At 65.2% G+C, this 19408-nt stretch carries 21 protein-coding genes; 4 read left to right on the top strand and 17 right to left on the bottom strand.

Translation table 11 applies throughout. From position 1 onward, the window contains the following. Positions 1-23 precede the first annotated feature (23 nt). The 4 genes from miaA to rlmE form a co-directional block, all read right to left on the bottom strand. Positions 24-1007 carry a tRNA (adenosine(37)-N6)-dimethylallyltransferase MiaA gene (gene miaA / locus J7360_RS09490; RefSeq protein WP_057659769.1) on the bottom strand — a complete coding sequence of 328 codons (984 nt, stop codon included), beginning with the start codon at positions 1005-1007 and terminating at the stop codon, positions 24-26. Further along, complete coding sequence (folP, locus tag J7360_RS09495; RefSeq protein ID WP_057659766.1) at positions 1007-1909, bottom strand: dihydropteroate synthase; 903 nt, start codon at positions 1907-1909, stop codon at positions 1007-1009. The genes miaA and folP overlap by 1 nt, the downstream gene beginning before the upstream one ends. Positions 1910-2035: 126 nt before the next feature. After that, positions 2036-3976: an ATP-dependent zinc metalloprotease FtsH gene (gene ftsH / locus J7360_RS09500; RefSeq protein WP_003481854.1), complete on the bottom strand. Its 1941-nt coding sequence runs from the start codon at positions 3974-3976 to the stop codon at positions 2036-2038. Between the two features lie 60 nt (positions 3977-4036). Continuing rightward, positions 4037-4669 carry a 23S rRNA (uridine(2552)-2'-O)-methyltransferase RlmE gene (rlmE, locus tag J7360_RS09505; RefSeq protein WP_209033740.1) on the bottom strand — a complete coding sequence of 211 codons (633 nt, stop codon included), beginning with the start codon at positions 4667-4669 and terminating at the stop codon, positions 4037-4039. 65 nt (positions 4670-4734) lie between these two features. Between rlmE and yhbY the strand changes: the two genes are divergently transcribed. Both yhbY and J7360_RS09515 read left to right on the top strand, forming a co-directional pair. Continuing rightward, complete coding sequence (gene yhbY, locus J7360_RS09510; RefSeq protein WP_005915020.1) at positions 4735-5040, top strand: ribosome assembly RNA-binding protein YhbY; 306 nt, start codon at positions 4735-4737, stop codon at positions 5038-5040. A 15-nt stretch (positions 5041-5055) separates the two neighbouring features. Beyond that, the gene (locus J7360_RS09515) at positions 5056-5436 is read left to right on the top strand and encodes an Mth938-like domain-containing protein (protein ID WP_007966775.1); all 381 of its coding nucleotides are present in this window, start codon (positions 5056-5058) and stop codon (positions 5434-5436) included. Between the two features lie 159 nt (positions 5437-5595). Here J7360_RS09515 and J7360_RS09520 read toward each other — a convergent pair whose 3' ends face one another. From J7360_RS09520 to surE, 4 genes are read right to left on the bottom strand one after another with little or no spacing between them, the layout of a single operon-like run. Then, positions 5596-6375 carry a peptidoglycan DD-metalloendopeptidase family protein gene (locus J7360_RS09520; RefSeq protein WP_057659764.1) on the bottom strand — a complete coding sequence of 260 codons (780 nt, stop codon included), beginning with the start codon at positions 6373-6375 and terminating at the stop codon, positions 5596-5598. Beyond that, a complete protein-coding gene (locus J7360_RS09525; protein ID WP_057659762.1) occupies positions 6372-6986 on the bottom strand; it encodes a YqaA family protein in 615 nt (204 codons plus the stop codon). The genes J7360_RS09520 and J7360_RS09525 overlap by 4 nt, the downstream gene beginning before the upstream one ends. 18 nt (positions 6987-7004) lie before the next feature. Further along, the gene (locus J7360_RS09530) at positions 7005-7682 is read right to left on the bottom strand and encodes a protein-L-isoaspartate(D-aspartate) O-methyltransferase (RefSeq protein ID WP_057659759.1); all 678 of its coding nucleotides are present in this window, start codon (positions 7680-7682) and stop codon (positions 7005-7007) included. Next, a complete protein-coding gene (surE, locus tag J7360_RS09535) occupies positions 7679-8458 on the bottom strand; it encodes a 5'/3'-nucleotidase SurE (protein WP_005915011.1) in 780 nt (259 codons plus the stop codon). The genes J7360_RS09530 and surE overlap by 4 nt, the downstream gene beginning before the upstream one ends. Before the next feature lie 99 nt (positions 8459-8557). Here surE and J7360_RS09540 point away from each other — a divergent pair, with 99 nt between their 5' ends. Next, entirely contained in the window at positions 8558-9097 is a 540-nt protein-coding gene (locus J7360_RS09540) for a Smr/MutS family protein (RefSeq protein WP_007972070.1), read from the top strand. Between the two features lie 255 nt (positions 9098-9352). Here the strand turns inward: J7360_RS09540 and truD are convergent, their stop codons facing one another. From truD to J7360_RS09585, 9 genes are all read right to left on the bottom strand, one after another. Beyond that, on the bottom strand, positions 9353-10462 hold the full coding sequence (gene truD / locus J7360_RS09545) for a tRNA pseudouridine(13) synthase TruD (RefSeq protein WP_209033742.1): 1110 nt from the start codon (positions 10460-10462) through the stop codon (positions 9353-9355). A 112-nt stretch (positions 10463-10574) separates the two neighbouring features. Further along, positions 10575-11075 (bottom strand): 2-C-methyl-D-erythritol 2,4-cyclodiphosphate synthase, encoded by a 501-nt coding sequence (ispF, locus tag J7360_RS09550; RefSeq protein ID WP_057659755.1) that lies wholly within the window; start codon positions 11073-11075, stop codon positions 10575-10577. Positions 11076-11078: 3 nt separating this feature from the next. Beyond that, entirely contained in the window at positions 11079-11858 is a 780-nt protein-coding gene (gene ispD / locus J7360_RS09555) for a 2-C-methyl-D-erythritol 4-phosphate cytidylyltransferase (protein WP_057659753.1), read from the bottom strand. Beyond that, positions 11855-12220, bottom strand: a complete 366-nt coding sequence (gene ftsB / locus J7360_RS09560) for a cell division protein FtsB (protein ID WP_007966790.1) — start codon at positions 12218-12220, stop codon at positions 11855-11857. The genes ispD and ftsB overlap by 4 nt, the downstream gene beginning before the upstream one ends. A gap of 3 nt (positions 12221-12223) precedes the next feature. Continuing rightward, the gene (gene eno / locus J7360_RS09565; protein ID WP_057659751.1) at positions 12224-13516 is read right to left on the bottom strand and encodes a phosphopyruvate hydratase; all 1293 of its coding nucleotides are present in this window, start codon (positions 13514-13516) and stop codon (positions 12224-12226) included. A gap of 124 nt (positions 13517-13640) precedes the next feature. Further along, positions 13641-13880 (bottom strand): hypothetical protein, encoded by a 240-nt coding sequence (locus tag J7360_RS09570; RefSeq protein ID WP_057659814.1) that lies wholly within the window; start codon positions 13878-13880, stop codon positions 13641-13643. Between the two features lie 116 nt (positions 13881-13996). Then, a complete protein-coding gene (kdsA, locus tag J7360_RS09575; RefSeq protein ID WP_007966794.1) occupies positions 13997-14827 on the bottom strand; it encodes a 3-deoxy-8-phosphooctulonate synthase in 831 nt (276 codons plus the stop codon). Positions 14828-15051: 224 nt separating this feature from the next. Continuing rightward, a complete protein-coding gene (locus tag J7360_RS09580; RefSeq protein ID WP_007966795.1) occupies positions 15052-16716 on the bottom strand; it encodes a CTP synthase in 1665 nt (554 codons plus the stop codon). A gap of 306 nt (positions 16717-17022) precedes the next feature. Beyond that, positions 17023-17265 carry a hypothetical protein gene (locus J7360_RS09585; protein ID WP_005914995.1) on the bottom strand — a complete coding sequence of 81 codons (243 nt, stop codon included), beginning with the start codon at positions 17263-17265 and terminating at the stop codon, positions 17023-17025. 164 nt (positions 17266-17429) lie between these two features. On the opposite strand from J7360_RS09585, the gene parE reads away from it, so the two are divergent. Then, positions 17430-19319, top strand: coding sequence for a DNA topoisomerase IV subunit B (gene parE / locus J7360_RS09590; protein ID WP_022559547.1), 1890 nt, complete (start codon positions 17430-17432; stop codon positions 19317-19319). The last annotated feature ends 89 nt before the right edge of the window (positions 19320-19408 follow it).

Consider the following 19408-nt stretch of genomic DNA (forward strand, 5'->3'; position numbering starts at 1 on the left):
CAGCCGGTCCCGGAAACGGGATGTTACACGCCTGAAGCCTGCCGTACAGCGGGACGATCAGCGAGGAAGCCGACAATTGCGTCCTCCAATTGATGGCGGTCACGCTCCGGGTCGAACCAGCGCGCGTCGAGCTCGCCGCGCAGCCAGGTGAGCTGGCGCTTGGCCAATTGCCGGGTCGCCTGGATCGCCTTGTCGCGGAACTCGGCCAGACTGCCAGCCCCGTCCAGATACTGCCAGGCCTGGCGGTAGCCGACCGCGCGCACGGCCGGCAGATCCAGCGGGGCTGCCACCGCCTGGATCTGCGGCAGCGCCCGCAGGCGCCGTACTTCCGCCAGAAAATCCTGCGCCAACATCGCATCCAGCCGGTGTGCGATACGTGCATGCAGCACCGCGCGCTCGCGTGGCGCCAAGACCACCTTCAACACGCGCACCGGCAGGCGCGGGCCTGGCGGTAGCGCCTGCCACGCGCTGATTGGCCGCCCGCTGATGCGGTAGACCTCCAGCGCCCGCTGGATCCGCTGCGGGTCGGTCGCATGGATGCGCGCTGCTGCCACCGGGTCCACACCTGCCAGTTGTGCGTGCAAGCCGGCCCAACCGATCTGCTGAGCTTCGGCGGCAATGGATGCACGCACGGACTGGTCGGCCTCGGGCAGGTGCGACAGACCATCCAGCAGCGCACGAAAGTACAGCCCCGTGCCGCCGGCCAGAATCGGCAACCTTCCGCGCGCCACGATCTGCGCGATCGCCTGGCGTGCATCGGCGGCGAACTCCGCTGCCGAATACACCTGCCAGGGATCGCGCAGGTCGAGCAGATGATGCGAAACCGCCGCGCGCATCGCCGCATCCGGCTTGGCTGCGCCGATTTCCAGGCAGCGGTACACCAGCGCCGAATCGACGCTGACGATTTCTCCATTCCAGCGCTCTGCAGCCTCCAGCGCCAGCGCAGTCTTGCCGCTGGCAGTGGGGCCCATCACGGCGATCGCCAGCGGGCGTTGGTCGACAGGCATCAGTCCTCGTCCGGCCAACGCATCGTGGGCGCGGCGGGCGCACTGACACGCGGGACGGGAATCGCCGCCATCGCCTTCCACACTTTCAACGCATCCACGGTCGCCGCCACATCGTGCACGCGCAGCAGCAGCGCACCATGTTGCGCGGCGATCAGATGCGCGGCCACCGAGCCGTGCACACGATCGGCGGCGATCTCGCGCCCGGTCAGCTCGCCGATGCTGCGCTTACGCGACAGCCCGGCCAGCATGGGCAAACCAAACTCCTGCAGTCGCTGCAGCTGCGCAAGCAGGGTGAGGTTATGCGTGGTGGTTTTGTCGAAGCCAAAGCCCGGGTCCAGGACCAGCCGACGCTTGTCGATGCCGGCCATCTCGGCGGCGAAGATGCGCTCGGCCAGGAACCGGTGCACCTCGCCAACGACATCGTCGTAGTGCGGCGCGTCCTGCATGGCATGCGGCGCGCTGCGCGCATGCATCAAGACCACCGGCACGCGCAGGTCCGACGCCGCTTCCAGCGCACCGGGCGAACGCAGGGCATAGACGTCGTTGATCATGCCGGCGCCGGCTGCGACCGCCGCGCGCATGACCTCCGGTTTGAACGTGTCCACGCTGATCGGCACGCTGGTACGTTGCGCCAGCGCTTCGATGACCGGGATGACCCGCTGCAATTCTTCTTCAACCGAGACCGCCGCAGCGCCCGGGCGGGTGGACTCACCACCGATATCCAGCACCGCAGCGCCCTGCTCCACCAGCGCCAACCCATGGGCGATCGCCGCTGCGCAGGTCGCGTGCTGGCCGCCGTCGGAGAACGAATCGGGCGTGACATTGACGATACCCATCACCTGCGGCGCATCCAGTCGCAGGCTGCGGCCGGCGCAATCCAGCGTAAGGGCGGTATCGAACATCGGCGGTGTCTCCTGGGATGATTATGGTCGCCCATACGTGGGCATTGATGCAGCCCGATAACGCATCAAGGCCGGGAATCGCTCCCCGGCCTTGATGGATGCCTCGCAGATCAGTGCATGGCCGGCTTAGAGTTGCTCGGCGGGTCCGGCGATGGGCGGCAATGGACGCGGGCTACCCTTGTCGTTGTTGTTGCCACCGTCCTTGTCGGACTTGCCCCAACCAGCCGGCGGCGGCGGCTCGCGGCCTTCCATGATGGCATCGATCTGCGGCACGTCGATGGTCTCGTACTGCAGCAACAACTGCGACATCGCGTGCAGCTTGTCCAGATTCTCGGTCAGGATGGTCTTGGTCTTGCTGTAGGCCTTGTCCAGGATCGAACGCACCACTTCGTCGATCTTGCGCGCGGTCTCGTCGGAAACGTTCTTGTGCTGGGTTACCGAACGGCCCAGGAACACCTCGTCCTCTTCCTCGCCATAGGCCACCGGGCCCAGCTCATCGGACAGGCCCCACTTGGTCACCATGTTGCGCGCCATCTTGGTGGCCCGCTCGATGTCGTTGGACGCACCGGTGGTGACCTTGTCACCGCCGAAGATCAACTCCTCGGCAACACGGCCACCGTACAGCGAGCACAGCTGCGACTCAATCGCGACACGGTTCATCGAATAGCGGTCGCCTTCGGGCAGATACATCGTCACGCCGAGGGCGCGGCCACGCGGAATGATGGTGACCTTGTAGACCGGGTCGTGCTCCGGCACCAGGCGGCCGACGATGGCGTGGCCCGCCTCGTGATACGCGGTGAGGGTCTTCTCGTCCTCGCTCATGGCCATCGAGCGGCGCTCGGCACCCATCAGAATCTTGTCGCGGGCACGGTCGAAGTGGTCCATGCGGACTTCCTTCTCGCTGCCACGCGCCGCGAACAACGCCGCTTCGTTGCACAGGTTAGCCAGGTCGGCGCCGGAGAAACCCGGGGTACCGCGTGCGATGACCATCGGCACGACATCGTCGGCCAGCGGCAGCTTGCGCATGTGCACGCGCAGGATCTGTTCGCGGCCCTTGACGTCCGGCAGGCCGACCACGACCTGGCGGTCGAAACGGCCCGGACGCAGCAGCGCCGGATCCAGCACGTCGGGGCGGTTGGTCGCCGCAATCACGATCACGCCTTCACCACCCTCGAAGCCGTCCATCTCGACCAGCAGCTGGTTCAAGGTCTGCTCGCGTTCGTCATGCCCGCCGCCGAGACCGGCGCCGCGATGACGGCCCACCGCATCGATTTCGTCGATGAAGATGATGCATGGCGCATGCTTCTTGGCCTGCTCGAACATGTCGCGCACGCGGCTGGCACCCACGCCGACGAACATTTCGACGAAGTCGGAACCGGAGATGCTGAAGAACGGCACCTTGGCCTCGCCGGCGATCGCCTTGGCGAGCAGGGTCTTACCGGTACCGGGCGGTCCGACCATCAACACGCCGCGCGGAATCTTGCCGCCCAGCTTGGTGAACTTGGTCGGGTCGCGCAGGAAGTCCACCAATTCGCCGACTTCCTCCTTGGCCTCGTCGCAACCGGCAACGTCGGCGAAGGTGATCTTGATCTGGTCTTCGCCCTGCAATTTTGCGCGCGACTTGCCGAAGCTCATCGCGCCCTTCGCGCCGCCGCCACCGCCCTGCATCTGGCGCATGATGAACAGCCAGAAGCCGATGATCAGGATGACGGGCAGGAAATTGAGCACCAGCGACCAGAAGCCAGGGCCGGTCGAGGGCTTCTGGCGGGTCATTTCGATGTTCTTGCTGTACAGCACGTCGACCAGCTTGTCGTCGCGCGGACCGTAGACGGTGGCTTCGCTGCCGTCGGTGCGCTTGAAGCGGATCGCGTTGACGGCCAGGTTGGTCTCATCGGTGTAATCCACCGATTTGACGCGCCCGGAGTCCACTTCCTTCAGGAACTGGGTGTAGGTGATCGAGTCGGCACCGACGCCGCCCGCCATGCGCGGCGAGAAGCTCTGGAAGACAACCATCAGCACAACTGCGACGACCACCCACAGCAGCAGATTCTTGGTCAAGTCGTTCATCCTCATTGGCTCCGGTGCCCTCTACTCTTCGATGCTTGAAATACGGTGGTCATTGGCAGCTTACTTGATCTGGACACGCTTGCCCTGACCGAGCGCATAAACTTCCGGGGAGCGCTTGCGCGAGGCCGCCGGCTTGCGAATCGTCACCTTTTCATAGCGGCGGCGAAGCTCGCGAATGTAGTCGTCGGACCCGACACCCTGGAACAGCTTGATCAGGAACGCCCCGCCCGGCTTGAGGTGGGTGTCGGCAAATTCCATGGCCAGTTCCGCCAGGTGCATCATCCGCGGTTGGTCGACCGCATCCATGCCACTCTTATTGGGGGCCATATCCGACAGCACAAGGTCCACCGGCACATCGCCCAGCATCGCTTCGAATTGGGATAGGACGGCCTGCTCCCTGAAGTCGCCGTGAAGGAACGCCACGCCTGCCAGGGCCGGCATGTCCAGGATATCCAGCGCCACCACCCGGCCGCTGTCGCCCATGGACTTGCGTACCTGTTGCGACCAACCACCCGGCGCCGCGCCCAGATCGACCACCACCATGCCCGGCTTGAGCAGGCGGTCGCGTTGCAGCAACTCTTCCAGCTTGTAGGCCGCGCGCGAGCGCATGCCCTCGGCCTGGGCCTTCTTCACGTAAGGGTCGGCAAAGTGTTCCTTGAGCCAGCGCTGGCTGCTTTTACTGCGGGAAGGCATTGGCAAAGGGGTCCGAACGGGTCGCCATGATACCCTGAACACCCTTTGCTTCCCTTCGATCCTGCATGTCCATTGTTCTCACCTCCGCCCAGAACCGTTTCCTGCGCGGCCAGGCCCACGACCTCAAAGCCTTGCTGCAGACCGGCGGCAAAGGGGTCACGCCGGCATTTCTGGCAGAACTCGAGGAAGTGCTCGAGCGCCACGAACTGGTCAAGGTGAAGGTGGCATCGGAGGATCGCGAGACCCGTGATGCGCTGATTGCCGAGCTGATCGAGCAAACGGGTAGTGCGCTGGTGCAGCGCATCGGCCACGTCGCCATTCTGTACCGCCCCAGCAAGGAAAAGCGCCAGATCGTGCTGCCGCGCGGCTGAGCCAACGAGTTCGTCATGCCTTTAAGTCAGGAACACCCCGATTACACCTATGCGCTGCGCGCGGCCGACGGCCGCCATGCCAAGGTGAACGACCAGATCCTGCAGCAGAGCTTTATCCTGATGCCGGATGAGCTGGTGGAACATTGGCCCGTCCAGGCGCTGGAGCAACTCCAGGCCAGTCACATGGAGGCAGTGCTGGCACTCAACCCAGCCGTCATCCTGCTCGGCACCGGCGAACGCCAGTCATTCCCCAGGACCGACGTGCTGGCGGCCTGCCTGACCCGCGGCATCGGCCTGGAAGCGATGACCAATGCCGCCGCCGCACGCACCTACAACGTACTGGCCAGCGAAGGCCGGCGGGTGGCGTTGGCGATGATTCTGAAAGTCCGGGATTAGGGAGTCGGGATTGGGGATTGGCAACTGCAGTCGGAGCAGATGTCGCTCTCATGCCAACAGCAGTAGCGACATTCCAAACAATTTCCCAGCTGCTGTCATCGTCTTGTAAGCAGCGCTGACAGCCCAGCGCCATTGCCGTTGCGAATCCCGAATCCCGATTCACTTCTTAGGCAGATACAGCAGCGGGTCCACCGGCTTGCCGTTGTAGCGGATCTCGAAATGCAACATGTCGCGGGCGGCGCCGCTGCGGCCCATTTCGGCAATTTGCTGCCCGGCCTTGACGCTCTGGCCTTCGTTGAGCAGGCGCTTGCGGTTGTGACCGTATGCCGATAGCCACTGGTCGTTGTGCTTGATGATGATTAGCTCGCCGTAGCCGACCAGGCCGGCGCCCGAATACACCACCACGCCATCGGCGGCAGCACGTACGGCCTGGCCGCTGGTGCCGGCGATGTCCACGCCCTGCTTGGTGGTTTCGCCGGTGACGAAGGTGCCCACCACGACGCCATCGGCCGGCCAACGCCAGGAGAATCCGCTACTGACCGGTGCGGCGATCGGCACGGCAGGGCGCGGCGGCGCCACAGTGCCGCCAGCCACCGGCGCGCTGCCACCCGGCTTGCTGGCACCGGGCGGATACAACTTGAGCGTCTGGCCGGGATAGATGGTATTCGGGGAAGACAGGCCATTCCAGGCGGCCAGATCCGCGGCGGTGATATTGGTACGACGCGAGATTGCATAGAGGGTATCGCCGCGCTGCACGGTGACGGTGGCACCTGGACGCGGCACCGAAGGGCGCGACGCGGCACTGGGACGCGACGACGACCCGCTCCCGCTCGCTCCGGGCGAACGCACCACGGTTGCGCTGCTACAGGCGGTCAGCCCGATGGCGACTGCGAGCATGACTGCTGTCTTGCGTGCCGAATTCATTTGCGTCTTGCTCATCCGTTCGTTGTCTTCCACACCAACCACCCTGCACCGACCGCCAGCACCGCCATTGCAACCCAGCCCAGTGGCTCGATCCAGCGATGCAGCGCCGCTTCGGCGCGCGCGCCGCCCAGGCGGATCGCGCCGGCCACCAGATACACGCGCTTGCCGCGCCCGACCAGCATGCTGGCGATGAACGGCAGGATCGGCACGCCGACCACGCCCGAGGCCCAGGTAAAGATCTTCAGCGGGATCGGGGTGAAACCGACCAGGACCAGCGCCCAGAACGCCTTCCACGGCGAATCGACCACCAGCGTGCGCAAGGTTTCGATCTGCTGCTGGATCTTTGCGCTCCAGCCCAGCCATTCGATCAACGGCTGCAGCGCGGCGAAGGCGAAATGGCCGAGTAGATAACCGACCAGGGCGCCGCAGATCGAGCCGGCCAGGCTCAACGTCGCAAACCACAGCGAGCGCTTGGGCTCTGCCAGCGACATCGGTGCCAACATCACTTCCGGCGGCACCGGAAAGATGAAGCCCTCAACGAAACTGAGACCGGTCAGCAGCGCGGGGGCGCGGCGATGGCGCGACCAACGGATGGCCACGTCGTACAACGGCCCAAAAATCTTCATCGAAGGACTCTCATGGATTCAATCCAGCATGCCCGACAACAGCGGGACGAACGTGACCGGCGCCAGAACCTGTTGTTCGATCGCGCCATCGGCCCCGCGGGTGAGTTGCACCAACGATTGCGAGGAAGCACCACCGACCGGCGCGACCAGGCGCCCGCCGACCGCCAACTGATCGATCAGTGCATCGACCAACGCCGGTGCCGCGGCGGTCACCACGATGGCGTCGTACGGACCATGCTCGGGCCAGCCGATGCGGCCGTCGTCGTGCTTGCTGCGCACATTCATGCCCAGGTGCCGGAAGCGCTTTCGCGCCTGCCGCAGCAGGTCGCCGATGCGCTCGACGGTGTAGACCTCCAACCCCAGCGCCGCCAGGATCGCGCCCTGGTAGCCGGAGCCGGTGCCCACTTCGAGCACCTTGGTCGGGGCAACCTGCAGTACCGCTTCGGTCATGCGCGCCACCACCCAGGGCTGGGAGATGGTCTGGCCATGGCCGATCGGCAGCGCGGTGTCTTCGTAGGCGCGCGAGGCCAGCGCTTCATCGATGAACAGATGCCGCGGAACGGTGCGCATTGCGTTGAGCGTGGCCTCGTCCTGGATGCCGGCCTCGCGCAAGCGCTCGACCAGGCGGTCGCGCACGCGCTGCGAGGTCATGCCGATCCCGACCGATTCCGGTTGCAGCCGTAGCCTCGGCGTCATGCCGGACCGTCCAGCGCTGCGGTCAGCCCACCCACCCAGCCGGCAACGGTGTCCAGTGCCTGGTAACGGGTGAGATCGACGTGGATCGGCGTGATCGAGATATGTCCGGTACGCACGGCGTGGAAATCGGTACCGGCGCCAGCGTCCTGCTCGGGACCGGCCGGGCCGATCCAGTACACGGTGTGGCCGCGCGGATCGCGCTGCGGCACACACGGCTCGGACCGGTGGCGGTTGCCGAGCCGGGTGACTTCGAAACCGAGCACATCCGACCATGCCAGATCCGGCACGTTGACGTTGAGGATGGTGTCGGCAGGCAAGGGGTCGGCCTTCAGCCGCGCCACGATTTCCACCGCAGCGCGCGCGGCGGTGTCGTAGTTGTGCGCCTGGTGGTTGTGCGTGACCAACGACACCGCCACCGCCGGCAAACCGAGGAAGCGACCTTCCATTGCGGCCGATACAGTGCCCGAATAGATCACGTCGTCGCCCAGATTGGCCGAGTTGTTGATGCCGGAGACCACGATGTCGGGGTCGTAATCGAGCATGCCGGTGAGCGCCAGATGCACGCAGTCGGTGGGCGTGCCGGCCACTGCGCAGGTCTGCGCGTCGATGCGGCGGGTGCGGATCGGCACATCCAGCGTCAGCGAATTGCTGGCGCCGGAGCGGTCGCGGTCGGGCGCGACCACCATCACTTCATGACCGGCATGGCGCAGCGCCTCGGCCAAAACCTGGATGCCGGGGGCGTCGACACCGTCGTCGTTGCTAACCAGTACGCGCATGGGACTCCTCGGAAAACCGGGCCATGATACCGGATGCGTCCCGCGCCTTCGCGCTTGATCTTCGCGTGCGTCTGCGCTTGGAGCGGGTACGCTGTGCAGATGTCGCATCCTGAAGACGAAGACGACGGCGCGTTGTTCCGCGCAGCGATCGGCGCGGTCAAGCCGATTCGTGAAGTCGCCCCACCGGCCAATGCCAAGCCGCGGCCCAAGCCCCGCGCGCGCATGGCCGAGCGCGATGACGCCGAAGCGCACACCGAATTTGCGCGACTGCTGCGCGACAGCGCGCCGCTGGAAGCGGGCGATACCGCCAGCTATCGGCGCGAAAACCTTCCCACCGGCGTGTTTCAACGGCTCAAGCGCGGGCAATTCTCGGTACAGGACGAACTGGACCTGCACGGCGCCACCGCAGCCCAGGCCGAATCGTTGCTGCGCCAGTTCCTGCTGGAAGCACATGCGCACGAACATGGCTGCGTACGCATCATCCACGGCAAGGGACTACAATCGGACAACGGCGCGCCTGTGCTGAAGAACCTCATGGACCGGCTGCTGCGTCAACGCAACGATGTGCTGGCGTTTCATTCGGCGCCGCCGACGCAGGGCGGTACCGGGGCGCTGCTCGTGTTGCTGGCACGGCGATAGGCCGATGGTGACGCGCGATTGATTCGGAACGGCAGCGATTGCGCGCGGTGACGTGTTGTCTGGAAGGCCTGTCGCGCATGGCTCGCCCAATGCGAGCCAAGCCTTGTTGCGCGCCTTAGGCAGCTGGCACTGCTTCGTCGCACCGCGATTGCTCCACTATCGCCTTAGCGACCGCCGAGGCCGCTCCTGCGCGCACAGCAAGATTGGGCCGCCATCCATGCTGCCCCGCGCAGATCGATCAGCATCCGCGCGCGATCATGCGTCGTCGCGTACGTCGACGTTGGCGCGACCGGCGTCGGCGACATCGCCCAATTCCCACAGCACTGCGGTGGCATAGCAGCCGGTTGGCAGTGCGAAGGCGAGCCGCAGGGTCTGCGGCTCCAGCCATTGGTACTCCAGACCGTGCGGACGCAAGCGCAGAACGCGGCGTTCCTGCTTCAATCCCGCAGCTTCCAGGCCTTGGCGCAATGCGATGGATGGCGGGTCGGACAATGCGCCCTGTTCCACCGCTGCCGCCTGATCGGTCGAGCGCAACTGGCCAGCGCCCCACAACGGGCCACTGGGATGGATATCGAAACGCGCCAGTCGCTCTGCCAGGGCCTGGCTCCACGGTTCCGGGCCGAAGACGCTGCGCGAGCCGTCCAGCATCCACGCCTCGCCCTCCAGTGCGCGATCCCAACTCCCCTGCGCCACGCGTGCGCCGAGCACGCGATTGAACAAGGCCGAGCGGGCTGCCGACAGCAACATCGAGCGCTGATCGTTGCGTAGCCGCCGCCTGGATGTGGGCGCCGGCAACAACGTTCCGTCGTCAGCTTGCACATGACCGAACATCGCCAACGCAGCCGCCACATTTCCGCCATCGCGACCGAAGCGTTGTTCGCCGAACCAATTGGGGATGCCACGCGCAGCAATCGCCTGCAGCCGTTGTTCGATCGCCTCGCGCTCGCCCTGCACCTGGCGCAGCGTCAGCACGAAGCGGTTCCCATGCAGCGCACCGCGTTGCAGCTTGCGGTTGTGCCAACTGCTCTCGACCACCTGCATCTGCGTATCATCCAGCGCGGCGATATCCGGCGCGATGCGCTTGGGCAGATGCACGCTGAAGCGCTGGGTGGTCACTGCATGGCGATCTTTCAGACCCGCATAGCTGACGCCCATCTCGGCGATGCCGGCCCAGTGCGCGAGCGTTTTGGCGATATAGGCCGTGTTCTGGCCACGCTTGCGCACGGTGAGCAGCAGATGCTCGCCTTCGCCGGAGGGCTCGAATGCCGGCAGCTCGTCGACCTGAAAATCGTCCGGGGTGCTGCGCATCGCCGCGCTGAGAACGGCGGCGCCGTGCGCACGCGGCAGCAAAGAGATCTCGCTCATGGTGTGGTTCGCCTTCGCGCCGGAGGTGGCGCGCTGTGCGCCGGGTGGTCCGGCGCGGTGATTGCGTCCGGCAGCATCGGCGCCGCTCCGGCGCCAAGCGCTGCATGTGTCGCTACTGATGAGGCGCAGCGATCCTGCCCAGCAACACCGCGGCCTGTGCAGCGATGCCTTCGCCGCGGCCGGTGAAGCCCAATTGTTCGCTGGTGGTGGCCTTGACGCTGACCGCATCGAGTTCAATCGCCAACAGGCCGGCGATGCGCTCGCACATGGCCACCGCATGCGGGCCGACCTTGGGGCGCTCGCAGATCACGGTGATGTCGGCATTGCCGACGCACCAGCCGCGCTCGCGCAGTAAGCCATCGCAATGCTGCAGAAACTGCGCGCTATCGGCATCTTTCCAGCGTGCATCGGAAGGCGGGAAATGCAGGCCGATATCGCCCAGCGCCAGCGCGCCCAGCATCGCATCGCACAGGGCGTGCAACACCACATCGCCATCGCTATGCGCGAGCACGCCATGGCTGTGCGCCACGCGCACGCCGCCAAGCATCACATGGTCGCCAGGGCCAAACGCATGCACGTCGTAGCCTTGGCCGATTCTGAAATTGAAGGACATAGATTAGATCTCTTCGGGACCGGAGAAAGCAGAGGCCGAAACGGGCCACTGGGGATATGCGCTTTCCGGGTACCGGGTCCCGGGTCCACAGTCCCGGCTGGCCAGTTCAAACGCGAAGCGCGCCAGATCCGCAGGGGTCGTCACCTTGAAGTTGTCTTCGGCGCCTTCCACCAGCAACGGGCGCAGCCCCATCCGCTCCATCGCCATCGCTTCATCGGTGACGTCCACACCGGCCGCCGAGGCCTCGGTGAGTCCACGGATCAGTTGATGGCGACGAAACAACTGCGGCGTGAGTGCGCGCCACAGGCGTTCGCGCGGTTCGGTGCCGTCGATACCGCCATCGTCGCCGGCACGCTTGAGCGTGTCGCGCACCGGTGCAGCCAGGATTGCACCGACCGGATCGCCGCGGCCGATTTCCAGCAGGCGATCCAGATCGGCCAGCGCCAGATTCGGCCGTGCGGCATCGTGCACCAGCACGAAATCGTCGGCACGCACGCTCTCGGGCAAGGCCAGCAAACCAGCCAGCACCGAGGCTGCGCGGGTCGCACCTCCAAGGCAGGTCAGCACGGGCTTGGACTGCACCGCGGTCCAGCCGGGCCAATCGGCATCGCCGGGGGCGATTGCCACCATGATGCCGGCCAGCGCCGGATGCGCCGCCAGCGCCGCCAGCGTGTACGCCATCAGTGGCTGACCGCCAGCCTGCAAATATTGTTTGGGAAGCGGCCCGCCAAAACGGGTGCCGCGCCCTGCGGCCGGCACGATTGCCCAGATGGACCCGGTCATGGGTGGTCCACCGGATCGACAGGCTCTGGCGCTTGCTGTGCGGGGGCCGGTGCCTCAGGCGATGCAGGTGCCGGCAGCGGCGCATCCTCGACCACGCGGTAGAACGTCTCGCCCGGTTTGATCATGCCCAGCTCGCTGCGCGCACGCTCCTCGATTGCCGCCTCGCCGTCCTTCAAATCCTTCACCTCTGCTGCCAACGCCTGGTTGCGTTGGCGCAGACCTTCGTTGTCCTGTGTCTGATGCGCGACCTGGGCTTCCAGCATCATGACTTCGCCGGAATTCCCAGGCCCGAACCAGAAGCGGTACTGCAGCCAAGCCAGCAGTACCGCCAGCACCAGCAGTAGCCAGCGCCAGTTGCGCACGGCTTATCGCTTGATCGAAACGAACGCGTCGCGGCCGGCGTAACGCGCGCCGGAGCCCAGCGCCTGCTCGATGCGCAGCAGCTGGTTGTACTTGGCGACGCGGTCGCTGCGGCACAGCGAGCCGGTCTTGATCTGCGTGGCGGCGGTGGCCACGGCGATGTCGGCGATGGTGGTGTCTTCGGTTTCGCCCGAACGGTGCGACACGATGGAAGCGTAGTTGGCCGCGTGCGCTATCGCGATGGCTTCCAGCGTTTCGGTCAGCGTGCCGATCTGGTTGACCTTGATCAGGATCGCGTTGGCGGTGCCCGAATCGATGCCCTGCTTGAAGATCTTCGGGTTGGTGACGAACAGGTCGTCGCCCACCAGCTGCACCTTCTTGCCGACGCGATCGGTCAGCAGCTTCCAGCCGGCCCAGTCGTCTTCGGCCAGGCCATCTTCGATGCTGATGATCGGGTACTGCGCGACCCAGTCGGCCAGGAAATCGACGAACTGCTCGCTGGTCAGGCGCTTGTTCTCGCCGACCAGGTTGTACTTGCCGTTGTCATAGAACTCCGAAGACGCCACGTCCAGGCCCAGCAAGATGTCTTCGCCGGCGGTGTAACCGGCCTTGCCGATCGCTTCGAGAATGGTGTCCAGCGCTTCGACGTTGCTGCGGAAGTCCGGCGCAAAGCCGCCTTCGTCGCCTACCGCCGTGCTCAGGCCGTGGCCCTTGAGCACCGACTTGAGCGAATGGAAGATTTCGGTACCGGCGCGCAGCGCTTCGGAGAACGAGCTGCAGCCGACCGGCAGCACCATGAACTCCTGGAAGTCGACGTTGTTGTCAGCATGCGCGCCGCCGTTGATGATGTTCATCATCGGCACCGGCAGCGCCACATCGGACTCGGTGATGGTGGACAGGTACTGCCACAACGGCTGCTTGCGCGAGGCTGCCACGGCATGCGCGGCAGCCAGCGAAACCCCCAGCAGCGCATTGGCGCCCAGGCGGCCCTTGTTCTCGGTGCCGTCCAGATCGATCAGGCGACGGTCCAGGCCCTGCTGGTCGGCCGCATCGAAATTCTTCAGCGTCTCGGCGATGGTGCCGTTGACGTTGTCCACCGCATGGCGCACGCCCTTGCCCAGGTAGCGGGTCTTGTCGCCATCGCGCAGTTCCACCGCCTCCTTGGTACCGGTCGAGGCACCCGACGGCACAGCCGCGCGGCCGAACGAACCGTCGTCCAGCGTGACTTCGGCCTCCAGCGTGGGATTGCCGCGGGAGTCGAGAATTTCGCGGGCGAGGATCTTGGCGATAGTGGTCATAGGTCGGTTCGGTTACCAGTAAGGGGGGAAGTACACCGGAAACAAGCTGCCGGATTATCGCTGCACACCGGTCCATTGCCAAATCGCATGCAGCCGCGACACGCAGCACGTCGCGGGCGGACCGCTACGCCATCAGGCCCAGCAGCGACACACCAGACAGCAACAGCACCACCAGCAAGATCAGCGCGGCGATCGCCGCACCAGGCTGGCGACCGAACCGCAACGCAGCCGAGCCGGTGGCCAGGCTCCCGACGGCGGCCAGCATGGCCATCACCAGCGTGATGCGCATCGGCAGCCGCGTGGCTTGCATGGCATGGTCGCCGTCGCCCGGCATGCCGATGCTGGCGGTAAACAGAACGGCCATCACCGCCATGCACGCCCACGCCGCGATCGATGTGGCCAGTGCCCACCGGCCCCACGCCCAGTGGCGCCACGGCCGATCCTGGCGGTGCGCCGCAGCGGCCGCGCGCTGATCAGAACTCACGCAAAGCGCGCAAACCCGTGCTTCTTGGTGACGGCGTCCAGCTCCATCAGGGTTTCGAGCAGTTCTTCCATGCGATCCAGCGGCCACGCGTTGGGACCATCGGACAGCGCTTTGGACGGATCCGGGTGGGTTTCAGCGAACAGGCCGGAAATGCCGACCGCCACCGCCGCGCGCGCCAGCACCGGCACGAACTCGCGCTGGCCACCGGAGCTGCTGCCCTGCCCGCCCGGCAACTGCACCGAATGGGTGGCGTCGAACACCACCGGGCAGCCGGTGTCGCGCATCACGCTCAGCGAACGCATGTCGCTGACCAGGTTGTTGTAGCCGAAGGACGCGCCACGCTCGCAGACCATGATCTGCTCGTTGCCGGTGGACTTGGCCTTGTCCACCACCGGCTTCATGTCCCACGGCGCCAGGAACTGGCCCTTCTTGATATTGACCGGCTTGCCGGCGGCGCAGACGTTCTTGATGAAGTCGGTCTGGCGCACCAGAAATGCCGGGGTCTGCAGGACGTCGACAACGGCGGCGACCTCGTTCATCGGGGTGTATTCGTGCACGTCGGTGAGCACCGGCACGCCGATCTGCTGCTTTACCGCATCCAGCACCTTCAAGCCTTCTTCCAGGCCCGGGCCACGGAAGCTGGTGCCGGAGGTGCGATTGGCCTTGTCGAAACTCGACTTGAAGATGAAGTTGACCCCGAGCTTGCCGGTGATCTCCTTGAGCTTGCCGGCCACGTCGAGCTGCAGCTGCATCGATTCGATCACGCAGGGGCCGGCAATCAGGAATAACGGCTGATCCAGCCCAACGTCGAAGTCACACAGTTTCATCAGGTCACCTAAGTAATTAAGCCCCTCTCCCAGCGGGAGAGGGGTTGGGGTGAGGGTACGGTTGCGGGGCGTTTGTGAAGCCCCATGGTTTGCCCTGGCTGGCGCGTGGCGACGCGTTCATCACAGCTGCCATCTCCCAGTGTGTTGCCGCGCCCCCCATCCACCCCTTCAGGGCGCCTTCTCCCCATGAAGCTGACCGAGGTCCCAAGGGGAGAAGGGACTGCTCACGCGCGCGCTTCCTTCAACAACTTCCCGCCGGCCTTCTTCTCGCGCGCCGCACGCACGAAGCCGATAAACAGCGGATGGCCGTCGCGCGGGGTAGACAGGAATTCCGGATGCGCCTGGCAGGCCAGGAACCACGGGTGCGTGTCGCGCGGCAGTTCCACCACTTCCACCAGGGTGTCATCCATCGACTTGCCGGAGATCACCAGCCCGGCGTCTTCCAGCTGGGTGCGATAGCGGTTGTTGAACTCGTAACGGTGACGATGCCGCTCGGCCACCACGTCCTTGCCGTATACCTCGCGCGCCAGCGTGCCGGGCTTCAGGCGCTGCTCCTGCAGGCCCAGGCGCATGGTGCCGCCCAGGTCGGATTTTTCGTCGCGCTTTTCGACTTCACCGGTGGCGGTGCGCCATTCAGTGATCAGGCCGATCACCGGGTGCGGCGACTGACGATCGTTCTCGGTGCTGTTGGCTGCATCCAGATCGGCGACGTGGCGGGCATAGTCCACCACGGCCGCCTGCATGCCGTAGCAGATACCGAAATACGGCACCTTGTGCTCGCGCGCGAACTTGGAGGTCTGCACCTTGCCTTCGAAACCGCGATCGCCGAAACCGCCCGGCACCAGGATGCCGTCGATGTCCTGCAACGCGGACATGTCGCTGCCCTCAAGATCCTGCGCTTCCAGCCACTTCAGGTTGACCTTGGTGCGCTGACGCAGGCCGCCGTGACGCAGCGCTTCGGCCACGGACTTGTAGGCATCCTGGTGATCGACGTACTTGCCGACCACGGCGATGTTGACCTCGTCCAGCGGATGCTTGACCGCGTCCACCACGGCCGCCCACTCCGACAGATCCGCTGCAGCCACCTTGTCGCGCAGCTTGAATTGGTCGATGACCAATTCGTCCAGTCCCTGCCGCAGCAACTCTAGCGGCATGCCGTACAGCACGTCGATATCCGGGCAACTGATCACCGCACGCTCGGAGACATTGGTGAACAGCGCAATCTTGCGGCGTTCCGAATCCGGCACCGCCTGCTCGGACCGGCACAGCAGCACGTCCGGTTGGATGCCGATCGAGCGCAGTTCCTTGACCGAATGCTGGGTCGGCTTGGTCTTCAACTCACCGGCCGCCGCGATGTACGGCACCAGCGTCAGATGCATGAACATGGCCTTTTCGGCGCCGCGCTCGGTGCGCACCTGGCGGATCGCCTCCAGGAACGGCAGCGATTCGATGTCGCCGACGGTGCCGCCGATTTCGATCAACGCGACATCGAACCCGGCCGTGGCCTCGTCGATGCAGCGACGGATTTCGTCGGTGATATGCGGAATCACCTGCACGGTGGCGCCCAGATAATCGCCACGACGCTCCTTGCGGATGACGTTCTCGTAGATGCGGCCGGTGGTCACCGAGTTCTTGCGCGACAGGCGCGTGCGCACGTAGCGCTCGTAGTGGCCCAGATCCAGGTCGGTTTCGGCACCGTCGTCGGTGACGTAGACCTCGCCATGCTGGAACGGGCTCATCGTGCCCGGGTCTACGTTGATGTACGGGTCCAGCTTCATCATCGTGACCTTCAGGCCACGCGCTTCAAGAATGGACGCAAGCGAAGCGGCGGCAATGCCCTTGCCTAGCGAGGACACTACGCCGCCGGTAACGAAAATCAGGGGGGTCATGGGGCTTGAAGCCTCCCGGAAAGCCATAGTTTAGCGGGTGACGGGCGAATGCCCAAGGGTTGCGTGACGACGAGGTCATCACACGTTGAAACAGTGCATGTCGCGCAGGCCCGAGCGGCTGCCAGACATGACGAGCAGTGGTCAGGCGATTGCGGGCTCTCTGCGGGGGCCGGAATGCATGCGCGTTACATGCCTGCCCCATGCACCGGCTACGCCAATGCTGCGTGGTCTTACACAGCTACCCCAAAAAGCGAACGCCCCGGCAATGCCGGGGCGTCGGTGGCACCTGACCGCTAGGCCGCGCGGTCAGCGTGCAGGCTTTTCTTCTTCCTCTTCCTCGCGCGGGGCGCTGTCGGCCTTGGGCTTCTGCGCGGCAGCGGCGGCGCGGCGTTCGGCCTTACGCTCGGCTTCGGTCTTGGCCTTCGCGTCGTCGGTCTTTTGAGCGGCGGCGCCCTGTCCGGCCTGCTGCGGAGCGGCCTGGGCCATGGCGGGAAGCGCTGCCACTGCGGCCGCACCGAGGGTGAGCATCAGAATGTGCTTGAACTTCATGGCGTCCTCTTTGGCTTCGGTGACATCCTCAGGTGGGGACGTTTGATTTCGAAACCAACGCCAGGGTAGCCAATGCTGCCCGGCCACCCACTGAACGCCGGTCGCGTGCAAAAAATCGGCTCAGCCCCCACACTTGCGCGTCGTTTCACGTGCCAACGAGATGCATGAACACCCGTTATAACGCCGCCGATATTGAAGTGCTGTCGGGCCTGGACCCGGTCAAACGCCGCCCCGGCATGTATACCGACACTGCGCGCCCGAACCATCTGGCGCAGGAAGTGATCGACAACTCGGTCGACGAGGCGCTGGCCGGCCACGCCAAGCAGGTCGACGTCACGCTGTACAAGGACGGTAGCTGCGAAGTGTCCGACGACGGCCGCGGCATGCCGGTGGACATCCATCCGGAAGAGAAGATTCCGGGCGTGGAACTGATCCTGACCCGGCTGCATGCCGGCGGCAAGTTCAGCAACCGCAACTACACCTTCTCCGGTGGCCTGCACGGCGTGGGCGTGAGCGTGGTCAATGCGCTGTCGACCAAGGTCGAGCTGTTCATCAAGCGCGAGGGCAGCGAGCACCGCATGGAGTTTCGCGATGGCAATGCCGCGTCCAAGCTGGAAGTGGTTGGCACCGTCGGCAAGAAAAATACCGGTACGCGGCTGCGTTTCTGGGCCGACCCCAAGTATTTCGATACGCCCAAATTCAATGTGCGTGCGTTGCGGCACCTGCTGCGCGCCAAGGCGGTGCTGTGCCCCGGCCTGACCGTCAAATTGCACGACGAGGCCACCGGCGAGCAGGACAGCTGGTATTTCGAAAACGGCCTGCGCGATTACCTGAAAGGTGAGATGGCCGAGCACGAACTGCTGCCGGCCGACCTGTTCGTCGGCAGCCTGAAAAAAGACACCGAAATCGTCGACTGGGCCGCGGCCTGGGTGCCGGAAGGCGAGCTGGTGCAGGAAAGCTACGTCAACCTGATCCCCACGGCGCAGCACGGCACCCACGTCAACGGCCTGCGTTCGGGCCTGACCGATGCGCTGCGCGAGTTCTGCGATTTCCGCAACCTGTTGCCGCGCGGCGTCAAGCTGGCGCCGGAAGACGTGTGGGACCGGGTGACCTTCGTGCTCAGCCTGAAGATGACCGATCCGCAGTTTTCCGGCCAGACCAAGGAACGCCTGTCCTCGCGCCAGGCCGCCGGTTTCATCGAAGGCGCCGCGCACGATGCCTTCAGCCTGTATCTCAACCAGAACGTGGAAATCGGCGAGAAGATCGCGCAGATCGCCATCGATCGCGCCAGCGCACGGTTGAAGACAGAGAAGCAGATCGTCCGCAAGAAGGTCACCCAGGGCCCTGCCCTGCCCGGCAAGCTGGCCGATTGCATCAGCCAGGATCTGTCGCGCACCGAACTGTTCCTGGTCGAAGGCGATTCGGCCGGCGGCTCGGCCAAGCAGGCGCGCGACAAGGACTTCCAGGCGATCCTGCCGCTGCGCGGCAAGATCCTCAATACCTGGGAAGTGGCTTCGGGCAGCGTGCTGGCCTCCGAAGAAGTGCATAACCTGGCGATCGCGATCGGCTGCGACCCGGGCAAGGACGACATCACCGGGCTGCGCTACGGCAAGGTGGTGATCCTGGCCGACGCCGACTCCGACGGCCTGCATATCGCCACGCTGCTGACGGCGCTGTTCCTGCAGCATTTCCCCGCATTGGTCGCTGCCGGCCACGTCTTCGTGGCGATGCCGCCCTTGTTCCGTGTCGATGTGGGCAAGCAGGTGTTCTACGCGCTGGACGAAGAAGAAAAGACCACGCTGCTGGACAAGATCGCGCGCGAGAAGATGAAGGGCCAGATCAGCGTCACCCGCTTCAAGGGCCTGGGCGAGATGAATCCGCAGCAGCTGCGCGAATCCACCATCCACCCGGACACGCGTCGGCTGGTGCAGCTGACCATCGACGACGGCGAGCAGACGCGTTCGTTGATGGACATGCTGTTGGCCAAAAAACGCGCAAGCGACCGCAAGCAGTGGCTGGAAACCAAGGGCGATCTGGCCTCGCTTGAAGTCTGAATGCTGAAACCGATAGCCCCTCTCCCGCCCAGGCGAGAAGGCACGGCCTGCGCGTGCTTGCGGCGCGCGCGACTTTGAGCGCCCGCGCC

It is taken from the genome of Xanthomonas sp. D-99, assembly GCF_017746145.1.
Classification (GTDB): domain Bacteria; phylum Pseudomonadota; class Gammaproteobacteria; order Xanthomonadales; family Xanthomonadaceae; genus Xanthomonas; species Xanthomonas cissicola.